This is a genomic window from Sphingobacterium griseoflavum, from assembly GCF_014653155.1.
GTDB lineage: Bacteria > Bacteroidota > Bacteroidia > Sphingobacteriales > Sphingobacteriaceae > Sphingobacterium > Sphingobacterium griseoflavum.
The window spans coordinates 66522-83499 of record NZ_BNAF01000017.1; the positions used below are offsets into that span (position 1 = coordinate 66522).

Genomic DNA, 16978 nt, shown 5'->3' on the forward strand with positions numbered 1-16978 from the left:
CGCGATAGGGAGCAAAGCGAGCTAGTTCCTACCAGTTAGATGTTTCCTCCTTGATTTCTACGTTGATAGGCGGTCGGCGTCATGCTAAAAGCCGCCTTAAAGCAGGTGGAGAAATAACGTGGGTCTGCAAAGCCCGTGGAAAAGGCGACCTCGCTGACGCTAATGGATTTGTCCTGATCCATCATTTGGCAAGCACGTTTTAGGCGTATATTTTTGATGAGTTCGCTTGGCGATAAGTCCAAAAGAACCTTTGTTTTACGGTACAGGGTTGATTTCGATAGCCCCAATTTATCCCCCAGTATCAGTACATCAAATCGTTCGTCTGCGAGGTTTTCTTCGATGAATGCAATCATTTTTGTCAAAAATTGTTCATCGACTGGCGTATAGTCCAAGGCCGAGATATTGATCTGCGGGCTATTTTTAAAATCCGACTGCCGAACCCGCTTATTGATGATAAAACTATGGATGCGGGCCTCCAAAATTTTGATTTCAAATGGTTTGCTGATATAGCCGTCTGCCCCGGCTTCGTAACAGGCGATCCGATCGTCTGTACTCGCTTTGGCAGTAAGTAGTAGCACCGGGATATGGTTACTGTCTACATTGGATTTTATCGTTCGACAGAATGTAAGCCCATCCATAACGGGCATCATGATATCACTGATCACCATGTCGATATCGGTTTTTTGTAGAATTTCCAATGCTTCCTGTCCATGGGAAGCGCTGTACACCTTATAGTTTCTGCCCAGCACGCTGGCGATTGTTGTGCGGAGATCCTCGTTGTCTTCCACAAGCAGCAGTTGAAGTGCGTCGCCTTGTAAAGCTGGGGGAAGATGAACGTGTTGCCCTTCTGCGACCGTGATTTCAGCGGGCACTTCCCGTAGCTGCTGCGCATGTTGCAATTCGGCTTCGCTGTAGCTTTCCCGATTGACTGGAATAACCACACGAAAACAACTGCCACGATGGATCGTACTTTCCACACGGATATGTCCCCGATGTGCCTGCACCAAATCTTTTGTCAACGCCAGTCCGATACCATTGCTTTCCTGTTGCTTAGTCTGCCGATTGGTGTAGAAAGGGATAAAGATCTTATCCATCTCTTCCGGGGCAATGCCGATACCGCTATCTTGCACGTTGATGTACAGCCAAAAGACTTCATTCTGCCATTCCGTTTTATAGCTTACGGTTATCTTTCCGCCGGCAGACGTATATTTGAAAGCATTGGAAAGCAGGTTAAATACTATCTTATCCAATTTGTCTATATCAAAATATATATTTTCTTCGCCGGTCGACCCATGAATTTGGAAATCAATATCGTTCCTTTTAGCGAGTGGACTAAAGTAAGCCGAGCCCATCTCTTCCAAAAACGCAGTCAGGTTATTTTTACCTACACGAAGCTCCATTTGTTTATGCTCAATGCGTCGAAAATCCAAGATCTGTTGTAAAAGTCGCTTAAGCCGCTGTAAGTTAAAACGCATCTTTTCAAATTGCGAGAGGTTTTTCTGTGTCGTAATCTGTACATCGTCTATAAGGCAAGAGATGATGGTTAAGGGCGTCAGTAGGTCATGCGTTATATTTGTGAAGTAGCTGAGTTTCGTTTGTATCAGCTCATCGGCATTGTTCTTTTCGATCTGTGCTATACGCAGATCGCTTCGCAGCTTTAAGCGATATACAGAAAAGCTAATCAAGAAATAAAGCAGGATTGCCAGCAATAAAAGATAGAGGAGGTAGGCCAAGTTACTTTCGTAGAAGGCGGGCTTCTTAGTGATCTCTAGCGCCGTCACTGCTGCATTCCATTTATTATTCAGATCGGTTGCCATCACCAAAAATTTGTAACTGCCTTTTCCCAAGTTGTTGTAGGTAGCAAAGAGACGTTCTCGGGGAGCATATACCCAGTCCTGGTCGACACCCTCCAGTTTATAGGCAAAGCGGATCTTCTCGGGGTGTGCAAATTCCATGGAAGAGAAACTGATTTCTATATGACGATCGTCTGGCTCCAACATGAGCGTGCGTGCATGGAGATTGAATTTCTTGTTGTCGGCGTGGATCATGCTGGACACGTTGTTAACCTTGATATCGGATACGACAATCTGTGCATGCTTTTTAGGGGTAAATGCAGTCTTTTTAAAACCTACGGCACCATTGTATCCGCCAAAGTACACGCTTTTCTCTGCTGCATCAACTGTGTAAGCCCTTTTTGAAAACATGTTCACCGCAAGGCCATCGTTGGCCGCATATTCATAAATGCTGTTGTCGGTAGGCACTACCTTATAGATGTTTCGGGTGGTCGATAGCCATACCATATCATCAAGGCAAACGATATCCAGCAATTGGTTTTTGGAAAATAAACCCGTGTTCGCCAGTTCTGTCGTGCGTTGCTGTTGGATATGATAGCGCAGTAGGCGGCTATCTTTTGTGCCGATCCACAGGTTGCCGCTTTGGTCTGCCGCGATGGTTTCAATCTGCTCGGTAAAGATTCCCTGTGTTTCCTTCCCCAAATGGAGCACGGGGTCTGCGATTTCGCCATTTCGGAATTGATAGATCCCTTTTCCTTTTGTTGCGATCCATACGGATCCACTGTAATCTTCAGTAATCCCAGCAATGTAATCCTGCAAGTAGCGCATGTAGGTAAATGATTGCTCGCCTGCTTTTTTTACGAACACGCCGTTCGCCGTCGCTACCCAAACGGTGTGTCTGCTATCTTGGAAAAAAAATAAAGGAACATCGGCTTGTGGAGACCATTGTTTGAGATCTATTTTTTTGCTTAGGGTCATATCGGCTCCATCGTTGTCGAAGACATTGATGGTGGGTTCGTAAGAAGAGCCGATCCACAGCTGTCTGTCGACTTCGAGCGCCGATGTGACCGCACGGATTGAGATCAGATCTTTAAATCGTGCATTGCTATAGGTCGTCATCTCGCCTGTTTTGGAGGCAAGCTTCCCCAAACCAATCCGCTCCAGGTTAAACCATAGATCGCCAGACCGATCTTTATACAACATATTTACGTTGGGCAGGATACTATAGCGAGGCTTCACTTGGTCAAAAGTGAGGTTCTTGATCTCGGGTTTGTCGAAGCTAACGGTAGATACCCCTTTGCCACCGATGGATAGCCAAAGCAATCCGCTGCGGTCAAGGTAGAGATCATTAAAAATATTGGAGGTGTTATCAAATAGCGTACTGTTGTCCACTATTTCCAGCGCATGATCTTTGGTGTACTGGAAGGTGGAGATGCCTGAAAAGGAGAGTATCCAAATGTATTTACGATGCGGATCTTGTAGAATGTGGTAGCATAGATCCTCATTTCCTCCTCCTCTTCGCTTATTTTGTATGGTTACACTGCGGTAGCAGTTTTTTTTATTTTGGGGGTCAAAAAGATACATGCCGTCTCCCCAACTTGCAATCCAGAGTTGGCCGTGGTCATCCTGAAACATCCGGAAAGGATTATTGCGGCCCCCAAGGGTCGGATAGGGGACAAATCGATCCTCTTTTTTGTTCAATTTGTGGAGGCCTGCACACCATATGCCCATCCAAAGGTTACCCGCTTTGTCCTCGTAAAACATATTGGTAGTTCCAGCTGGGATGGAACCTTTGATGTTGGGGTCGTGAACGTATTTTTTAAGGAGGGTGAAGTTCGGGCGGAACACAAACACGGCGTTGCTGGTTCCGATCCAGATGTTGGATTGGTGATCTACTAACATGGCCGTGACGCGACGGTTTTTTAACGCTGCCGCAGGAAAAGGCTGGATGCTATAGCTGCGCTTATTTAATGTGTAGAGACCGTTGCCAGTCGCCAACAGCAGGTGATCTCCGGTTTCTATTATATCCGATATATTTTGGTCATCGACAATCCGCCTGTTGCTGTCTGTCAACTCGAAATTGAGCAGATTGTGCGCATCGAAACGACTGAGTCCTTGCGCCGTCGCGAACCAGATAAAGCCATCGGTATCTTGGAAGGTCCTGTTGATGGTCAAGGACGGCAATTCCTTTTCGATCTTTAGCGACGTGACGCCAATCTCTTGTCCAACGGAGCGTTGAACGATAAGTAGCGAGACAATAGCAAAAAAGGAGTAGAAGAGTAGCGCACGTATCACGGTAGGTAAAAGTATAAGTCCCATAAATATACAAAAAAGCTGGATGCAAAACCCAGCTTTACGATCCACAAATCAGTTACTAGGGCTTTAGCAAGCGTAGCTCCAATATTTTGTGCGTGTGTCCAGGTGTTTTAGCCGCTATTTTTACCCGAATTGTCTTAGTCGATCTATAGGAGTCCGGAAGGTCCATGACCATGGTTCTTGTCTTATCCGCTCTGGTGTCATCCCTAGCTTCCACTTGGCCAATCAGCTCGTCGTTTACCCAAAGCTGCGTTATACGCTCTTGGCCTTCTGCAAGATATTTGATATAGAGCTGGGCAGGTTTGTCGTTTTCTTTTTTTAGCAGGTAGCTAAACCAGCCCTTGGCTTCGCGCCAGCGTACGTCATCAAAAGCACCTGTTGCCGTCTGTTCTTCGTTGATGAAATGATCCGACTCCGGTTGTTGCTCGCCGCAAACCACGCGATCCATGGTGCGGGCGGCCAAAGCTAACGTTTCCTGTTCTTCACGGGCTAGCTTTTCCTGGATATCACGTAGCTCGGTAGCGGTAGCTTGCGGCCAATACATGATGTATCGGCTATCATGGATTTGGTAAAAAGGTTCCAAGGTCATCTGTACCGCTTCCCGCCCCAGGTATAGGCCCGACAATGTGAAACGTAAGGGTGCCTCGCCCTGCGTTCTTACCAGCTGCGGTATAGCTTCCGGTGCGCTACTTAAGACAGGTAGCTCGCTTAACGGAATTTGTCGCCCCTGTGCCACATGTCCCATCCGGCTGTCGTCAGCCAGAAGGCCCGGCGTGTCGCCGCTACCCATACGCGCAGCCAGTACAATTGGTCCGTACAAGATACTGTAGTAGTTGCTGCGATCGGGTAATTGTTCGGTGCGGATACCCATCGGTAGGCCGATACGTACTTTGTCTCCTTTTTTCCAAGAACGGCGGATGGCGATCCATGCACTATCTTTTTCGTTTGATACATAAGGCTTTCCATTGATCGTGACCACCGCTCCGGCGGTCAACCACTGGGGCTTGCGGATACGCAGCGTAAAGGATGTCTTTTTTATAGGATCAATATGTAGTTCTGTCCAGGCCTCCTCCGGAAATTTATTGAGTTGCTGAAGCACGACCCCTTTTTCACGCCAGTGCAGGCGTGAAGGTATGAATAAGTTGACGAATAGGTCATCCGCGCTGCGCGCGTAAATCATTTCCCCATACTTACCATGGTTTTCCATCCCCGAGCCCACGCAACACCACATGCTGCTGTGCGGTTGTGAATACACGCGGTAGTGCGCGGGGCGAATCTGCGTAAAGTAAACGAAACCACCATGGTCGGGATGCTGCGTAGATAAGATATGATTGTACAGCGCACGTTCATAATAGTCAAGGTATTTCCCCTGTGGGTCGCTTTGGTAAAGCATCTTCGTCAATCGAAGCATGTTATAGGTGTTGCAGGTTTCGGGGCCTTCCACGCTATGGATCATTTTCGAAAAATCGTTTACTGGGTTGAAGTGTTCGCTCACGCTGTTGCCACCAAATGCGATCGACCGGTGCTCGGCCACATTGTCCCAGAAGTAACGTGCGGCATCGTTCCAGCTGCTATCTTGGGCTACATCTGCGATGCGTTTAAATCCCAGTACCTTCGGTATCTGCGTGTTGGCATGCATGCCCGTTAATTTATCTTCATGCTGCAACAGCGGCTTCAGAATGGCCTGATGGCTGAATTGTCGAGCCAAATGCAGATAAGCTGGGTTCTGTGTGATGGCTGCCACGTCCGCAAATGTTTCGTTAAGACCGCCATGCTCACTGCGTAACATTTCTTGTATCTGTTGTTCGGAAAGATGCGCAACCAAGCGGATTGCCCAGTCAGACATCTTGATAAGCATCTCTTTAGCGGTCGTATCACCTGCCAAGAGGTAGGCATCTCGTAGTCCTGCGTAGGTTTTGTGGATGTTGTATAGGGGCACCCACCTATCGTTCAAGCTAAATCCGCCCGCTTTGATCTTGCCAGCACGAACTTCTTCCCACATGTGGCGTCCTCCTGGAACACCTCCAATGTAGCCATCTGCATGGGCGTCTTGGCACTTTTTCAGCGTTTTTACCATGTAGTCTAGCCGTTCCTTGATGGCGCTGTCACCCGTGGAGGCATACATTAACGAGAGGGCCGACAAATAATGCCCACCAATATGGCCATCAAGTCCCGTGTTTTCCCAGTTGGTATAGCTGGGCTTCGTTGGCGATAAGCCCGATTCGCGTAGAAACGGTGCCAAGAGCCGATCGGCATCCATTGCCAAGAGGTAAGCAAGATCAGTGGTTTCCGCATGCTTAAAGGCGCTGGGAAGTAAGCGAACGTCGGTCAAATCAAAATATTCCACTTGCTTCGGAACTTGCGCCTTTGCTAGCTGTCCACTTAAAAGACTCAAGCAAAATACAAAAAGGATGTTCGGTAAAGACATAGGCAAAAAATAGTATGATCTAGCTGGTTTCAATTGAATCAGTGTATAATAGGCGCACGCTGCGCTCGCATTCATGCTGCTTAAAAAGCTGATTGGTTAAAGATATAGAATATGTGCAATTTTTTAAATGTTTTTTGTACATTTATTAAGCAGGGTGTATCCTTTGCCCTAAAAGAGCCATTTTGAATCAATTTTGTACAGTAAATAAACGGAAATCAAACATGGTCAGGTTGGCAAAAGCCTATTTTTGTGATACGGATGATGTCGCGTAGCCTACGGCTCATCGCTATAGCATACAAGCGCTAACCGCTGGCACCGAACCATTCGTCTTCAATAACGTTTAACCAAATAGAAAATGTACGTAAATCTAATGATGTGCTGCCTACTTAGTTGCAGTGTGGCGTTCGGACAGTCCTTCAAGAAAAAAGATGTGTTGGCACAGCTGCATCGCGCAAATAAACATTGGCAAGCGAAGCATGAGCCGCAGGTATGGTCTTTCTGGGATCAAGCAGCCTACCATACTGGAAACATGGAGCTCTACAAATTAACCAAGAAAAAAAGCTATTTGGCCTATGCTACGGATTGGGCCGAATATAACGATTGGAAGGGTGCAAAATCAACCGATAAAAAAAACTGGAAATATAGCTATGGTGAAACGGATGACTATGTCTTGTTTGGCGACTGGCAAATTTGTTTTCAAACCTATTTGGATTTATATGAGTTGGATCCCCAGCCCCACAAGATAGCGCGTGCGATGGAGGTCATGCAATATCAAGTGCATACCCCAAACAACGACTATTGGTGGTGGGCCGACGGGCTGTACATGGTGATGCCCGTGATGACCAAGCTCTTTAAGCATACGAAAGATCCGATCTATTTGGAGAAGCTGCACAGCTATCTGCAGTATGCGGATAGTATCATGTATGATAAGGCGGAGAGCCTGTACTATCGGGATGCGAAATACGTATATCCGAAGCACAAGAGTATGCACGGCAAGAAAGATTTTTGGGCGCGCGGCGATGGCTGGGTTTTCGCTGGGCTGGCCAAGGTATTGCAAGACTTGCCCAAAACGCATCCAGATCATGCGAGTTACGTGAAGCGCTATAGCGATATGGCCCAGGCAATCGTTCGTAGCCAACAAGCGGAGGGGTATTGGACGCGGAGTATGCTGGATCCAGCACACGCGCCGGGACCAGAAGCCAGTGGGACAGCATTTTTTACTTATGGCCTTTTGTGGGGAATCAACAATGGCTATCTCAAAGGCGAGTTGTATGAAGAATCGGCCCGTAAAGGCTGGCACTTTTTGAGTGCGTCTGCCTTACAGCCTGATGGACGTATTGGTTATGTCCAGCCTATAGGCGAGAAAGCAATACCCGGGCAAGTGGTCGACGCAAACTCCACTGCCAGCTTTGGTGTGGGGGCTTTTCTGTTAGCAGGAGTAGAAATGTATAGGTATCTCCAGCGATAAAGTGACATCCTGCCTCGTGCCTATACCATACCGCATTTTAAAAGAGAATAGAAGATATGAGAGTGACAATAGTTTTTAGTGTACTTTTTCTATGTATGGCGTTTGTACCGACAAACAGCCGCGCACAGCCGAAAAATGACCGTGCTTACTGGATCTATGAAATGGATCGCATGGCTCGACCGGTGATCCGCTTACTTGCGCACGATAGCTTGCGGATAGGCATGCCCCAAGTGACCTCCAAAAACGTGGATAACCGGGAACACCGTATACAGGTTCAATATGTGGAAGTGTTGGGGCGTGTCCTGTGCGGAATATCTCCCTGGTTAGCTTTGGAAGATGGGTCTTCGGAAGAAAAAAAGCTGCGGCAACAGTATCGGACCTGGGTTATCCAAGGTTTAAGAAATGCGCTCGATAGCAATGCTCACGATTTCATGCGTTTTGATCTTGGCGGACAGCAGTTGGTTGACGCATCCTTTATTGCTGCCGCATTTGTGCGCTGTCCGTGGCTGTGGGAAAATTTGGAGCAAAGCACCAAAGATCGCTTGGCGGATGCGATTCGCACTACGCGGCGCTTTAAACCCGTCTTTTCCAACTGGCTGCTCTTTTCGGCCATGAATGAGGCTTTTCTCGCGAAATTTGGCTACGACTGGGATGCGATGCGGATAGACTATGCCCTGCAGCAGCTTGAGCAGTGGTATGTCGGTGACGGGATGTACATGGACGGTCCGCATTATGCGTACGACTACTACAATAGTTTTGTCATCCATCCTTTTTTGGCAGGTATCATGGATGTCGTAGAAACGAAAACCAAGGCCTACAACGATATCTTCAGCAAGATAAAGAAACGTAATCAGCGCTACGCCATTATTCAGGAGCGCCTGATCAACGCTGATGGTAGCTTCCCCCCCTCTGGACGTTCGATCATCTACCGGGCTGCAGCTTTCCACCATTTGGCCGATATGGCCTGGAAAAAACGGCTGCCCGAGGAATTGCCCGTAGGGCAGGTCCGTGCTGCCTTGACGGCGATGTTGCGTAAGACCATGCACAGCCCGTCGACCTATAAAGACGGTTGGTTAACCATTGGGCTCTATGGCGACCAACCCGGTTTGGGCGATTTCTACAACAACCAAGGTAGCCCATATTTGTGTTCGGTGATATTCCTGCCATTGGGTCTCTCTGCCACGGATGTATTTTGGACGGCCGCCGAGCGACCTTGGAGTTCCAAGCGGATATGGTCTGGTGACGATGCAAAGAAAGATTATAGTGTAGGTTATTAAAGAATGGAAATGAAGATACGAACGAAATTTCGCACACTTCGCCTAACGGTTGGCTTGGTGTTTTTCGCAATTGCTGCAACCTATGGGCAGCGTAAGGAGTTCCGCATCATGCATGTGGGCGAAGGGTGGGCTAAAAATACGGTGAACACAGCTGTCTTCCGTAAAAATTCGTTGGTGAGCAATGATTCCCTGCAGTATATAGCCTATTATGATGCGGATGGATTTGTGGTACTGGGCAAGCGCAAGTTAAATAGTGTACATTGGGATATTGCGAAAACGGGCTATCAGGGCAATGCAAAGGATGCACATAACGTCATCAGCATGATGCTCGATGGAGCAGGTTTTCTGCATGTGGCTTGGGATCATCATAACGGCCGCTTGCGTTATGCGCGATCCACGGCTGCAGGCGGTTTAACTTTGGGCGCCGAGGAACCCATGATCGGCACCGAGGAGAAGGCCGTAACCTACCCCGAATTTTTCCGTATGCCCAATGGTAACCTGTTGTTTTTTTACCGTGATGGCGGATCGGGAGCCGGCAATTTGGTGATCAATAGCTATGATATTGGTGAAGGCCGTTGGAAGCGCGTGCATACTAATCTGATTGATGGAGAGGGAAAGCGTAATGCTTATTGGCAAGCCTATGTAGATAATAAGGGAACGATCCATATTTCCTGGGTGTGGCGTGAAAGTCCGGATGTGGCCAGTAACCACGACATGGCCTATGCCTGTTCCAAAGATGGTGGTCTGACTTGGCAAAAGACGGGTGGAGCGCGCTATGTTCTTCCTATTACGGCAGCCTCTGCCGAGTATGCCTTACGTATTCCGGAGAAAAGTGAGCTCATCAACCAAACGGGCATGTCGGCTGATGAGGAGGGAAACCCGTTTATCGCGAGCTATTGGCGTGCGGCCGACAGCGAGATTCCGCAATATAAGATCATCTACTATACAGGAGACACGTGGAAGGTCAAGTCACTGGATTTTCGTTCTGCAGCATTTTTCCTGAGCGGCCACGGTACCAAAGATATTCCCATCTCCCGTCCGCAGCTGCTCGTGAAGGGAAAGGGGGACAAGGCATCTATCTGTTTAATTTTTCGCGACAAAGAGCGGGAAGGCCGTGCGTCGGTATGTTTGCTACGCCGTGTAGACGCAAAAAAATATAGGCTTTTGGACATGACCCGCCAACGGTTGGGCGCCTGGGAGCCTACCTACGACACGGAGCTGTGGCGCAGTCGGCATCAGTTATCCCTCTTTGTTCAGCAAACGGACCAAAAAGACGGTGAAGGCCTGTTCGATGCGGCTCCGACGACTGTTCAAGTGTTGCAATGGAAGCCCAAATTTTAATCTATCTTAAATACTTATGTCCGATTACCAATTTGTGCTGAAAAAAAGCGTGGTCTTTCGCCTAGCACTGTGCCCAATACTCCTTTGCCTGCTCGTATCGGCACGTGCGCAGCATGGTACCGATGTCTTTCAGGTCGTGAATCCCGATTACCAGCGTAGCCCAGAGACGGGGCTTACCCGACAGCATTGGAAAGATGCCGCTCGCTATCTGTTGGAAGGTGCCTTCCGCCATATCAAGAATATTGACAGTCCGATGCAGTTTCCGAAGCAAGCCGGGCGCAGCTACCCACGGGATGGCCACCACACGGCGACCGAGAAAATGGAGGGCCTGTGCCGCACCTTATTTGTTGCGATCCCACTGTTGCGGGAGGAGCCGGGCACACAGATTGCTGGAATCGATCTAGCAACCTATTATCAGTACCAACTGAAACGTATGGTGGACCCCAGGTCCGATACATACATCGAGCCGCTTCCAACAAAAGGAGGACCCAGCCAAAAACTGGTGGAGTTTGGCGGACTAGCCGTTTCGTTGGCTGCTGCACCGGAAGTGTTGTGGGATCCCCTAGATCCGACAACAAAAGAGGCATTGGCCAAGACCATGTTGAGCTATGGTAACGGCCCTACCATTGATATGAATTGGCGATTCTTCAATGTGATGATTCTCAGCTTTTTTGAGGAGCGCGGATACGAGGTTGATAAAAATCGTCTCACAACTCTATTAGATCAGTGTTTGGCCGATTATCGCGGAGCAGGCTGGTATAACGATAGCCCTTATTTCGATTATTACAGCATGTGGGCCTTTCAGATGTACGGAACGCTATGGACTATGTTTTACGGCAATAGGAGCTATCCGGAGTATGCAGCGCAGTTTCGTAAGAACTTGCATGACATGGCCGATAATTATCCTTATATGTTTGCAGAAGATGGCAAGATGATTATGTGGGGACGCAGTATTTCCTATCGTATGGGAGCCGCCGTGACCTTCCCCTTGCTGGGTACCCTACGGGATGAATCGATCAATTACGGATGGATGCGGCGCATCGCCTCCGGATCATTGCTGCAGTTCTTGCAGCATCCGGATTTTTTGGAACAAGGTGTGCCTACGTTGGGTTTTTATGGCGCTTTCGAACCTGCTGTACAGGAGTATAGCTGTCGAGGCAGTGTCTATTGGTTGGGCAAATTCTTTCTTGGCCTGTTGGTTCCTGAAGAAAACCCTTTCTGGTCTGCCATAGAGAATAATGGCGCATGGGATAAGCAAATAAAGAGTCGCAAACCTCTTTTAACATTCGCCCCCGGATCCAATATATTAATCAGTGATTATAAAGAAATTGGGGCTGCAGAAGTTCGTGCGTGGTGCAACAGCAAGCAAATCGGCTATTACCAAGGTACTGAAAACTATAATAAGCTGGCTTATAACAGTGCCTTTCCATGGCAAGCAGATGGCAAGGAAGGAGAGATAGCCATGAACTATACCTTCAAAACGGTTAAAGGATGGGAGTCTCTGCGCATGTATCGTTTCAAAAAGTTTGAGGAAGACGTCTATTATCGAGATGCGGTTTTAGCGTCGGATGAAACGATCAAGCTCCGTTTAGCTGACCTATGTTTAGCCAATGGTATCCTTCGTGTTGATCGTTTCGAGGGACCGGGAGACCACGTGCTTCGGCTAGGGCATTACGCCTTGCCGCAATTAGCCGGTAAGGCTATTCTACAAAAGAAAGTACGTTATAAGAACCAAGAGGCGGTAATTGTAGATAATGGCGCCTACCAATTGGCCTTTGTGCCTTTGCTTGGTTGGAAAGCCGCTACTGCGGTGCCCTGCGAAAACTTGCACCCCGAAGCGCTGGATAGCAAAGTGCTCAATGTGCAGCTGGATGTAGAAGCCGGCAGCACCTTGGCCTGTTTGATGCTCTGGAAGAAATCCGGTGAAAAATGGTCAACTAGCGAATTATTTCCCGTTCGTGAAATTGCTATTGATAGCACGACCCCGGAAAACATCAAGGTGGTTTGGCGAACGGGGCAGGCCAAAATAATTGATTTTGGAGCTTTCTGACGCGGTTAATGCGCTTGCATGCAGGAAGTAAGGATACAAAATGCGGGTTAAGGCTACAACGTAAAAGCGCAATTTGATGACATAAAAAATGCGTCATGGCTCGGGTATGTTTCCTCACAATGACGCATTTTTAGCCATACAACACATTTTGTACAGTCATATAACATGACGCTTTTCCGAACCTAGCGTCCCGCTTTGGCGGGAAAATTCTTAAAGATACCGGTAACGACTTTAGGCAGCTTGTTGATCGCTCTTTCAGGCTGTTTGGTGTCAAAAGAGCCTCTTGCTTGCCACACCACGGTATTGTTTTGTCGGTCCAAGGCCTCGATGATGAGGTGGGCGTAACGGAACTTTTCGCTGCCGACGGGATAGCTAAAACCGCCTCCCCAGCCCATGCCCATTCCCCAGCCCCAGCCCATTCCCCAACCCCAAGGCCCCATGCCGCCCCAACCCATGTTGGAATGGTATACCAAACGACTCTTGTTGTTCACGATCGGAATGTATCGGAACAAAATATCGGGATTGTCTTTGGAATAGGTCAAACCTAAAGACTCCAATTCTTTGTTTGCCGTGCTTAAGATATTAGCACGCGCAATATCGTTGTTGAAATAATTCTTCGATAGCGAATCTACCGGAGGAAGCCATCCGTACGTTTTGTATTGTCCAAAATCTTGGTTTTGCATTTTCGTCGTGTTATACTGTGTCGAAGCACAGGACGACAGAAGCACGAACAAGCTGAATGCGAAAATATATCCTAACTTTTTCATAAAATACCGTTGTTAATATAGTTTAGACGAATCTATTGCCGCATGGTTTAATCTTAAAATATATATTTTGCAACCAAGGGCATGGTGCGTCCGCTACCGAATGCTTTTTGACTCACACGCAGGATTGGGGGCGCTTGAAAGCGCTTAAATTCAGCGTTGTTAAGCAGCTTTGAAATACGCAGTACCAATTCTTCATCGAAGCCCGCTTGCACCACCTCTGAACCTGATTTTTCCAATTCGATTAGCTGGTATAATATGCTGTCCAATATATCGTAGGGCGGCAGTGAGTCGGTGTCCTGCTGTCCAGGGCGCAGTTCGGCGGATGGCGGTTTTACTAGCGTATTGATCGGTATGATCTCCCGGTCGCGGTTGATGTATTGCGCTAATGCATAAGCTTGGGTTTTATAAACATCGCCTATAACACTGAGGGAACCCGCCATATCGCCATAAAGCGTGCCGTATCCTACAGCGGCTTCACTCTTGTTGGACGTATTGAGCAAAATGTGACCAAACTTATTCGACATAGCCATCAGCAGCGTAGCCCGTATGCGTGCCTGGATATTTTCCTCTGTCAGGTCCGCTTCTTTGCCTTCGAACGTCTCGGCTAAGGTTATGTCAAACGCCGTGGCAATATCCTTTATGGGTACAATACGGTGTTGGCAGCCCGTATTGTTGACCAGATCAAGCGCATCTTTCAAAGAATGCTCACTGGAGTATATAGAGGGCATCAAAACGGCCAATACATTTTCTGCACCCAGTGCTTCGCAGGCCAAAGCAGCGACAAGGGCCGAGTCCAGTCCGCCGGATAAACCCAATACCGCCTTTTTAAACCCAGATTTGCGAAAATAATCGCGTATCCCTAGTAGTAGGGCCTGATAGATCAGCCCTATTTCGGCATCTTTTCGAGGCGCTTGTTTTGTTGCCAATTGTTGGATGTCTACCACGCGGTAATCTTCCGTAAAAGCCTTCAGCTCGGCCAATATTTCACCGTGAGCGTCCAAGGCGAGGGATCGCCCATCAAAGATAATGTCCGTATGTGCGCCAATCTGATTGACGTAGACCAGTGGGCAACCTGCCTTGATGACGTTTCTTTTCAACACCTGGAGTCGGTTTTCAAAATGAACGTAAGAGAATGGCGAAGCGGCGATATTCACGATGATGGTAGGGTTTTCTTTCCTCAGCTCGGCCATTAGGTCGCCCACATAATTATTGGCGGTCTCGTCGTCCCATAAATCCTCACAGATGGTCAAGGCCACCTTCTCGCCCTTGATAGGGATACAGGTTACCAACCTATTGGGTTCGAAATAGCGGTACTCGTCAAATACGTCGTAATCCGGCAGGAGGCTTTTCTTTGTGATGGATTTTATTTCCCCTTCTTCGATCAGCACCGCAGCGTTGTACAATGCTTTTCCTTCCGGATCGGTATTGCGAATGGGAGCTCCAATCACACAGCTGATACCTCGGCATACGACTGCAATCTCCTCCAAGCTTGCCGCACATTGGTCTAGGAAGCGTTGGTTGCGCAGCAGGTCTTTCGCCGGATAGCCACTTACCGCCAATTCCGCGAAAACAATCAAGTCTGCGCCATCAGCCTTGGCCTCCTCGATACGCTGGATAATCTTTTCGTTGTTTTCGGCAAAGTGGCCGATATGATAGTTTAATTGCGCTAATGCTATTTTCATATATCTATAAAGTCAATTTCCTTAAAATAATAAGCCAATGTTCAGCGCGGTATAGGATAGCTTCGGCCTGCCGTCCTTCATGGCCCGCGTAAAGCCATTATTGTACGATAAGCCTGTTATCGCCGATAAGCTATTCGTTAGCCTCCATTCTGCTCCTGCGCCGATCAGCAACCCCAGTCTGAACAGGTCGTCGCCCTCGATGGCGCGATATTGCGTCGATGGTGCTATACGTTCTTTGCCCGATACGTTGACGCCAGCCGTGAAGCCAAACTGACCATAGAAACGCGCCACGCTCCCGGCGTTGGTTTTTAGTTTAATGGCAATGGGCACCTCCGCATACTGCAGGCGATACGTCATGTCTTGAACCAAATCCGCTTGGCCACTTGCCATCGCTTGGCTATACAGGGTGTTGATCAACAGCCCCGTAGAAAAGTAATAGTTGCGCGCAAAACCCAGATCGGCAACCAGCCCATAGGCATAACCTAACTTGGGATTGCTTTCTCTGCTGTCACCATCTTGAAAGGTTAACCAACTCATGTTGGGACTAAATGTCAACCCCAATGAGATGTTCTTATCGTAACTGTAATATTGTGCTTCTGTAGTATGAACGGAAAAAAGAAGTAAAAGGATGGGAAAAAATGAAAATTTCAGCTGTCGAGTCATTACGAACGGATTTATATATGTAAAATTAATAATTACTTTTGTCGTAACACAAAAAATAAGCAAGGATGCCAAAAAAGATCATGTGTTTCGCTTTGTTTGCTATGCTACTGGGTTTTGCTGGATGTCGACAGGAGAGGAGGCTGCCCGACGTAGACCATATCCCCGTAGAGATAAAAGTGGAGCGGTTTGATCAGGCCTTAAGCAAGGTACGGCCCGAGGAAGTGTCCGAGGCTAATGCACGTTGGTCATCCACTTATGGCGCGTTTTATGCCGATTATATTCCCTTTATGTTGGAGGCAGGCGACCCTCAAGAGGCACGGACCGTCGAGAAAAATCTGGCTTACATTGTGCAACAAAAGGATTTTCTCGCTCTCCAAGCAGCTGTAGCAAAGGTATACCCTGATATGGCCCAACAAGAAAAGGAGCTTACGCAAGCTTTTAAATATGTGAAATATTACTTTCCGAATTACAGCATTCCACGATTTATTTCCTTTTTCTCGGGCTTTTCGGTGCAGGTGCCTATTGGCGAAGGATACGTCGGAATTGGTTTAGATATGTTCCTTGGTGCTGATTCGGAGTTCTATCCGGCTTTGGTCAAGACTATCCCGCGGTATCTTTCCAAACGGTTTGCACCGGCTTATATCACACCGCGAGTCGTGGAGAGTGTACTGCGACAAGAACTGCTTCCACAGGCTGAAACCGACAATAATACCTTGCAACATATGGTGTACGAAGGAAAAGTACTCTTGGCATTGGACTCGATATTGCCCCACACCCCGGACACGGTTAAGATTGGTTACAGTGGCGCGCAGATGAAATGGGCAAAGGCGTATCAGCCAGAAATATGGGCGTGGTTCCTGCAGGAAGATCTGCTTTACAGCACGGATTATCTTCGGATGCAACGTTATTTCACAGAAGGGCCTTTCACCGCCGAGCTCGGCGAAAATAATGAGTCGGCACCTAAGCTCGGAACGTATTTGGGCTGGCAAATTGTACGACAATATATGCAGCAAAATCCCGAAATCAGCTTGGCAGAGTTGTTGGACAATTCGGATGCACAGGATATATTGTCGAAATCCAAGTTTAAAGGAAAGTAGGGAGATAAGACGTAAACTGATTGACAACAAAAAGAGGCCGTCTCATAAGGATAGCCTCTTTTTTTATTTGGTTGAATTTTCGTACTTTAAAGTCAT

Annotated in this window: 10 protein-coding genes; 5 read left to right on the forward strand and 5 right to left on the reverse strand. The window is 47.8% G+C overall.

The window, feature by feature from the left end; genetic code table 11:
* Positions 1–35: 35 nt before the first annotated feature.
* Together IE165_RS17515 and IE165_RS17520 are read right to left on the reverse strand one after the other, a co-directional pair.
* Complete coding sequence (locus IE165_RS17515; RefSeq protein WP_189627949.1) at positions 36–4112, reverse strand: hybrid sensor histidine kinase/response regulator transcription factor; 4077 nt, start codon at positions 4110–4112, stop codon at positions 36–38.
* A gap of 55 nt (positions 4113–4167) precedes the next feature.
* Complete coding sequence (locus IE165_RS17520; protein ID WP_189627950.1) at positions 4168–6537, reverse strand: glycoside hydrolase family 127 protein; 2370 nt, start codon at positions 6535–6537, stop codon at positions 4168–4170.
* A gap of 355 nt (positions 6538–6892) precedes the next feature.
* Here IE165_RS17520 and IE165_RS17525 point away from each other — a divergent pair, with 355 nt between their 5' ends.
* Genes IE165_RS17525 through IE165_RS17540 form a run of 4 tightly spaced genes read left to right on the forward strand, consistent with a single transcriptional unit; the run spans position 6893 to position 12673 of the window.
* Complete coding sequence (locus IE165_RS17525) at positions 6893–8005, forward strand: glycoside hydrolase family 88/105 protein (RefSeq protein ID WP_189627951.1); 1113 nt, start codon at positions 6893–6895, stop codon at positions 8003–8005.
* Positions 8006–8061: 56 nt separating this feature from the next.
* Complete coding sequence (locus IE165_RS17530) at positions 8062–9282, forward strand: DUF2264 domain-containing protein (protein WP_189627952.1); 1221 nt, start codon at positions 8062–8064, stop codon at positions 9280–9282.
* A gap of 9 nt (positions 9283–9291) precedes the next feature.
* Positions 9292–10623, forward strand: coding sequence for a BNR repeat-containing protein (locus IE165_RS17535; RefSeq protein WP_189627953.1), 1332 nt, complete (start codon positions 9292–9294; stop codon positions 10621–10623).
* 16 nt (positions 10624–10639) lie between these two features.
* Positions 10640–12673, forward strand: a complete 2034-nt coding sequence (locus tag IE165_RS17540; RefSeq protein ID WP_189627954.1) for a DUF2264 domain-containing protein — start codon at positions 10640–10642, stop codon at positions 12671–12673.
* A gap of 182 nt (positions 12674–12855) precedes the next feature.
* Here the strand turns inward: IE165_RS17540 and IE165_RS17545 are convergent, their stop codons facing one another.
* From IE165_RS17545 to IE165_RS17555, 3 genes are read right to left on the reverse strand one after another with little or no spacing between them, the layout of a single operon-like run.
* Positions 12856–13440 (reverse strand): DUF4136 domain-containing protein, encoded by a 585-nt coding sequence (locus IE165_RS17545; RefSeq protein WP_189627955.1) that lies wholly within the window; start codon positions 13438–13440, stop codon positions 12856–12858.
* A gap of 53 nt (positions 13441–13493) precedes the next feature.
* Positions 13494–15122 (reverse strand): NAD+ synthase, encoded by a 1629-nt coding sequence (locus IE165_RS17550; RefSeq protein ID WP_189627956.1) that lies wholly within the window; start codon positions 15120–15122, stop codon positions 13494–13496.
* 21 nt (positions 15123–15143) lie between these two features.
* Positions 15144–15785, reverse strand: a complete 642-nt coding sequence (locus tag IE165_RS17555) for a porin family protein (RefSeq protein ID WP_262891185.1) — start codon at positions 15783–15785, stop codon at positions 15144–15146.
* Positions 15786–15850: 65 nt separating this feature from the next.
* On the opposite strand from IE165_RS17555, the gene gldB reads away from it, so the two are divergent.
* On the forward strand, positions 15851–16882 hold the full coding sequence (gldB, locus tag IE165_RS17560) for a gliding motility lipoprotein GldB (protein ID WP_189627957.1): 1032 nt from the start codon (positions 15851–15853) through the stop codon (positions 16880–16882).
* Positions 16883–16978 lie beyond the last annotated feature (96 nt).

Bases quoted from the DNA above. Each gene is read 5' to 3' on its own strand.
- IE165_RS17550 (WP_189627956.1), bottom strand. From the start codon at position 15,122: ATGAAAATAGCATTAGCGCAATTAAACTATCATATCGGCCACTTTGCC.
- IE165_RS17525 (WP_189627951.1), top strand. From the start codon at position 6,893: ATGTACGTAAATCTAATGATGTGCTGCCTACTTAGTTGCAGTGTGGCG.
- IE165_RS17545 (WP_189627955.1), bottom strand. From the start codon at position 13,440: ATGAAAAAGTTAGGATATATTTTCGCATTCAGCTTGTTCGTGCTTCTG.
- IE165_RS17535 (WP_189627953.1), top strand. From the start codon at position 9,292: ATGAAGATACGAACGAAATTTCGCACACTTCGCCTAACGGTTGGCTTG.
- IE165_RS17520 (WP_189627950.1), bottom strand. From the start codon at position 6,537: ATGTCTTTACCGAACATCCTTTTTGTATTTTGCTTGAGTCTTTTAAGT.
- IE165_RS17555 (WP_262891185.1), bottom strand. From the start codon at position 15,785: ATGACTCGACAGCTGAAATTTTCATTTTTTCCCATCCTTTTACTTCTT.
- gldB (WP_189627957.1), top strand. From the start codon at position 15,851: ATGCCAAAAAAGATCATGTGTTTCGCTTTGTTTGCTATGCTACTGGGT.
- IE165_RS17540 (WP_189627954.1), top strand. From the start codon at position 10,640: ATGTCCGATTACCAATTTGTGCTGAAAAAAAGCGTGGTCTTTCGCCTA.
- IE165_RS17530 (WP_189627952.1), top strand. From the start codon at position 8,062: ATGAGAGTGACAATAGTTTTTAGTGTACTTTTTCTATGTATGGCGTTT.
- IE165_RS17515 (WP_189627949.1), bottom strand. From the start codon at position 4,112: ATGGGACTTATACTTTTACCTACCGTGATACGTGCGCTACTCTTCTAC.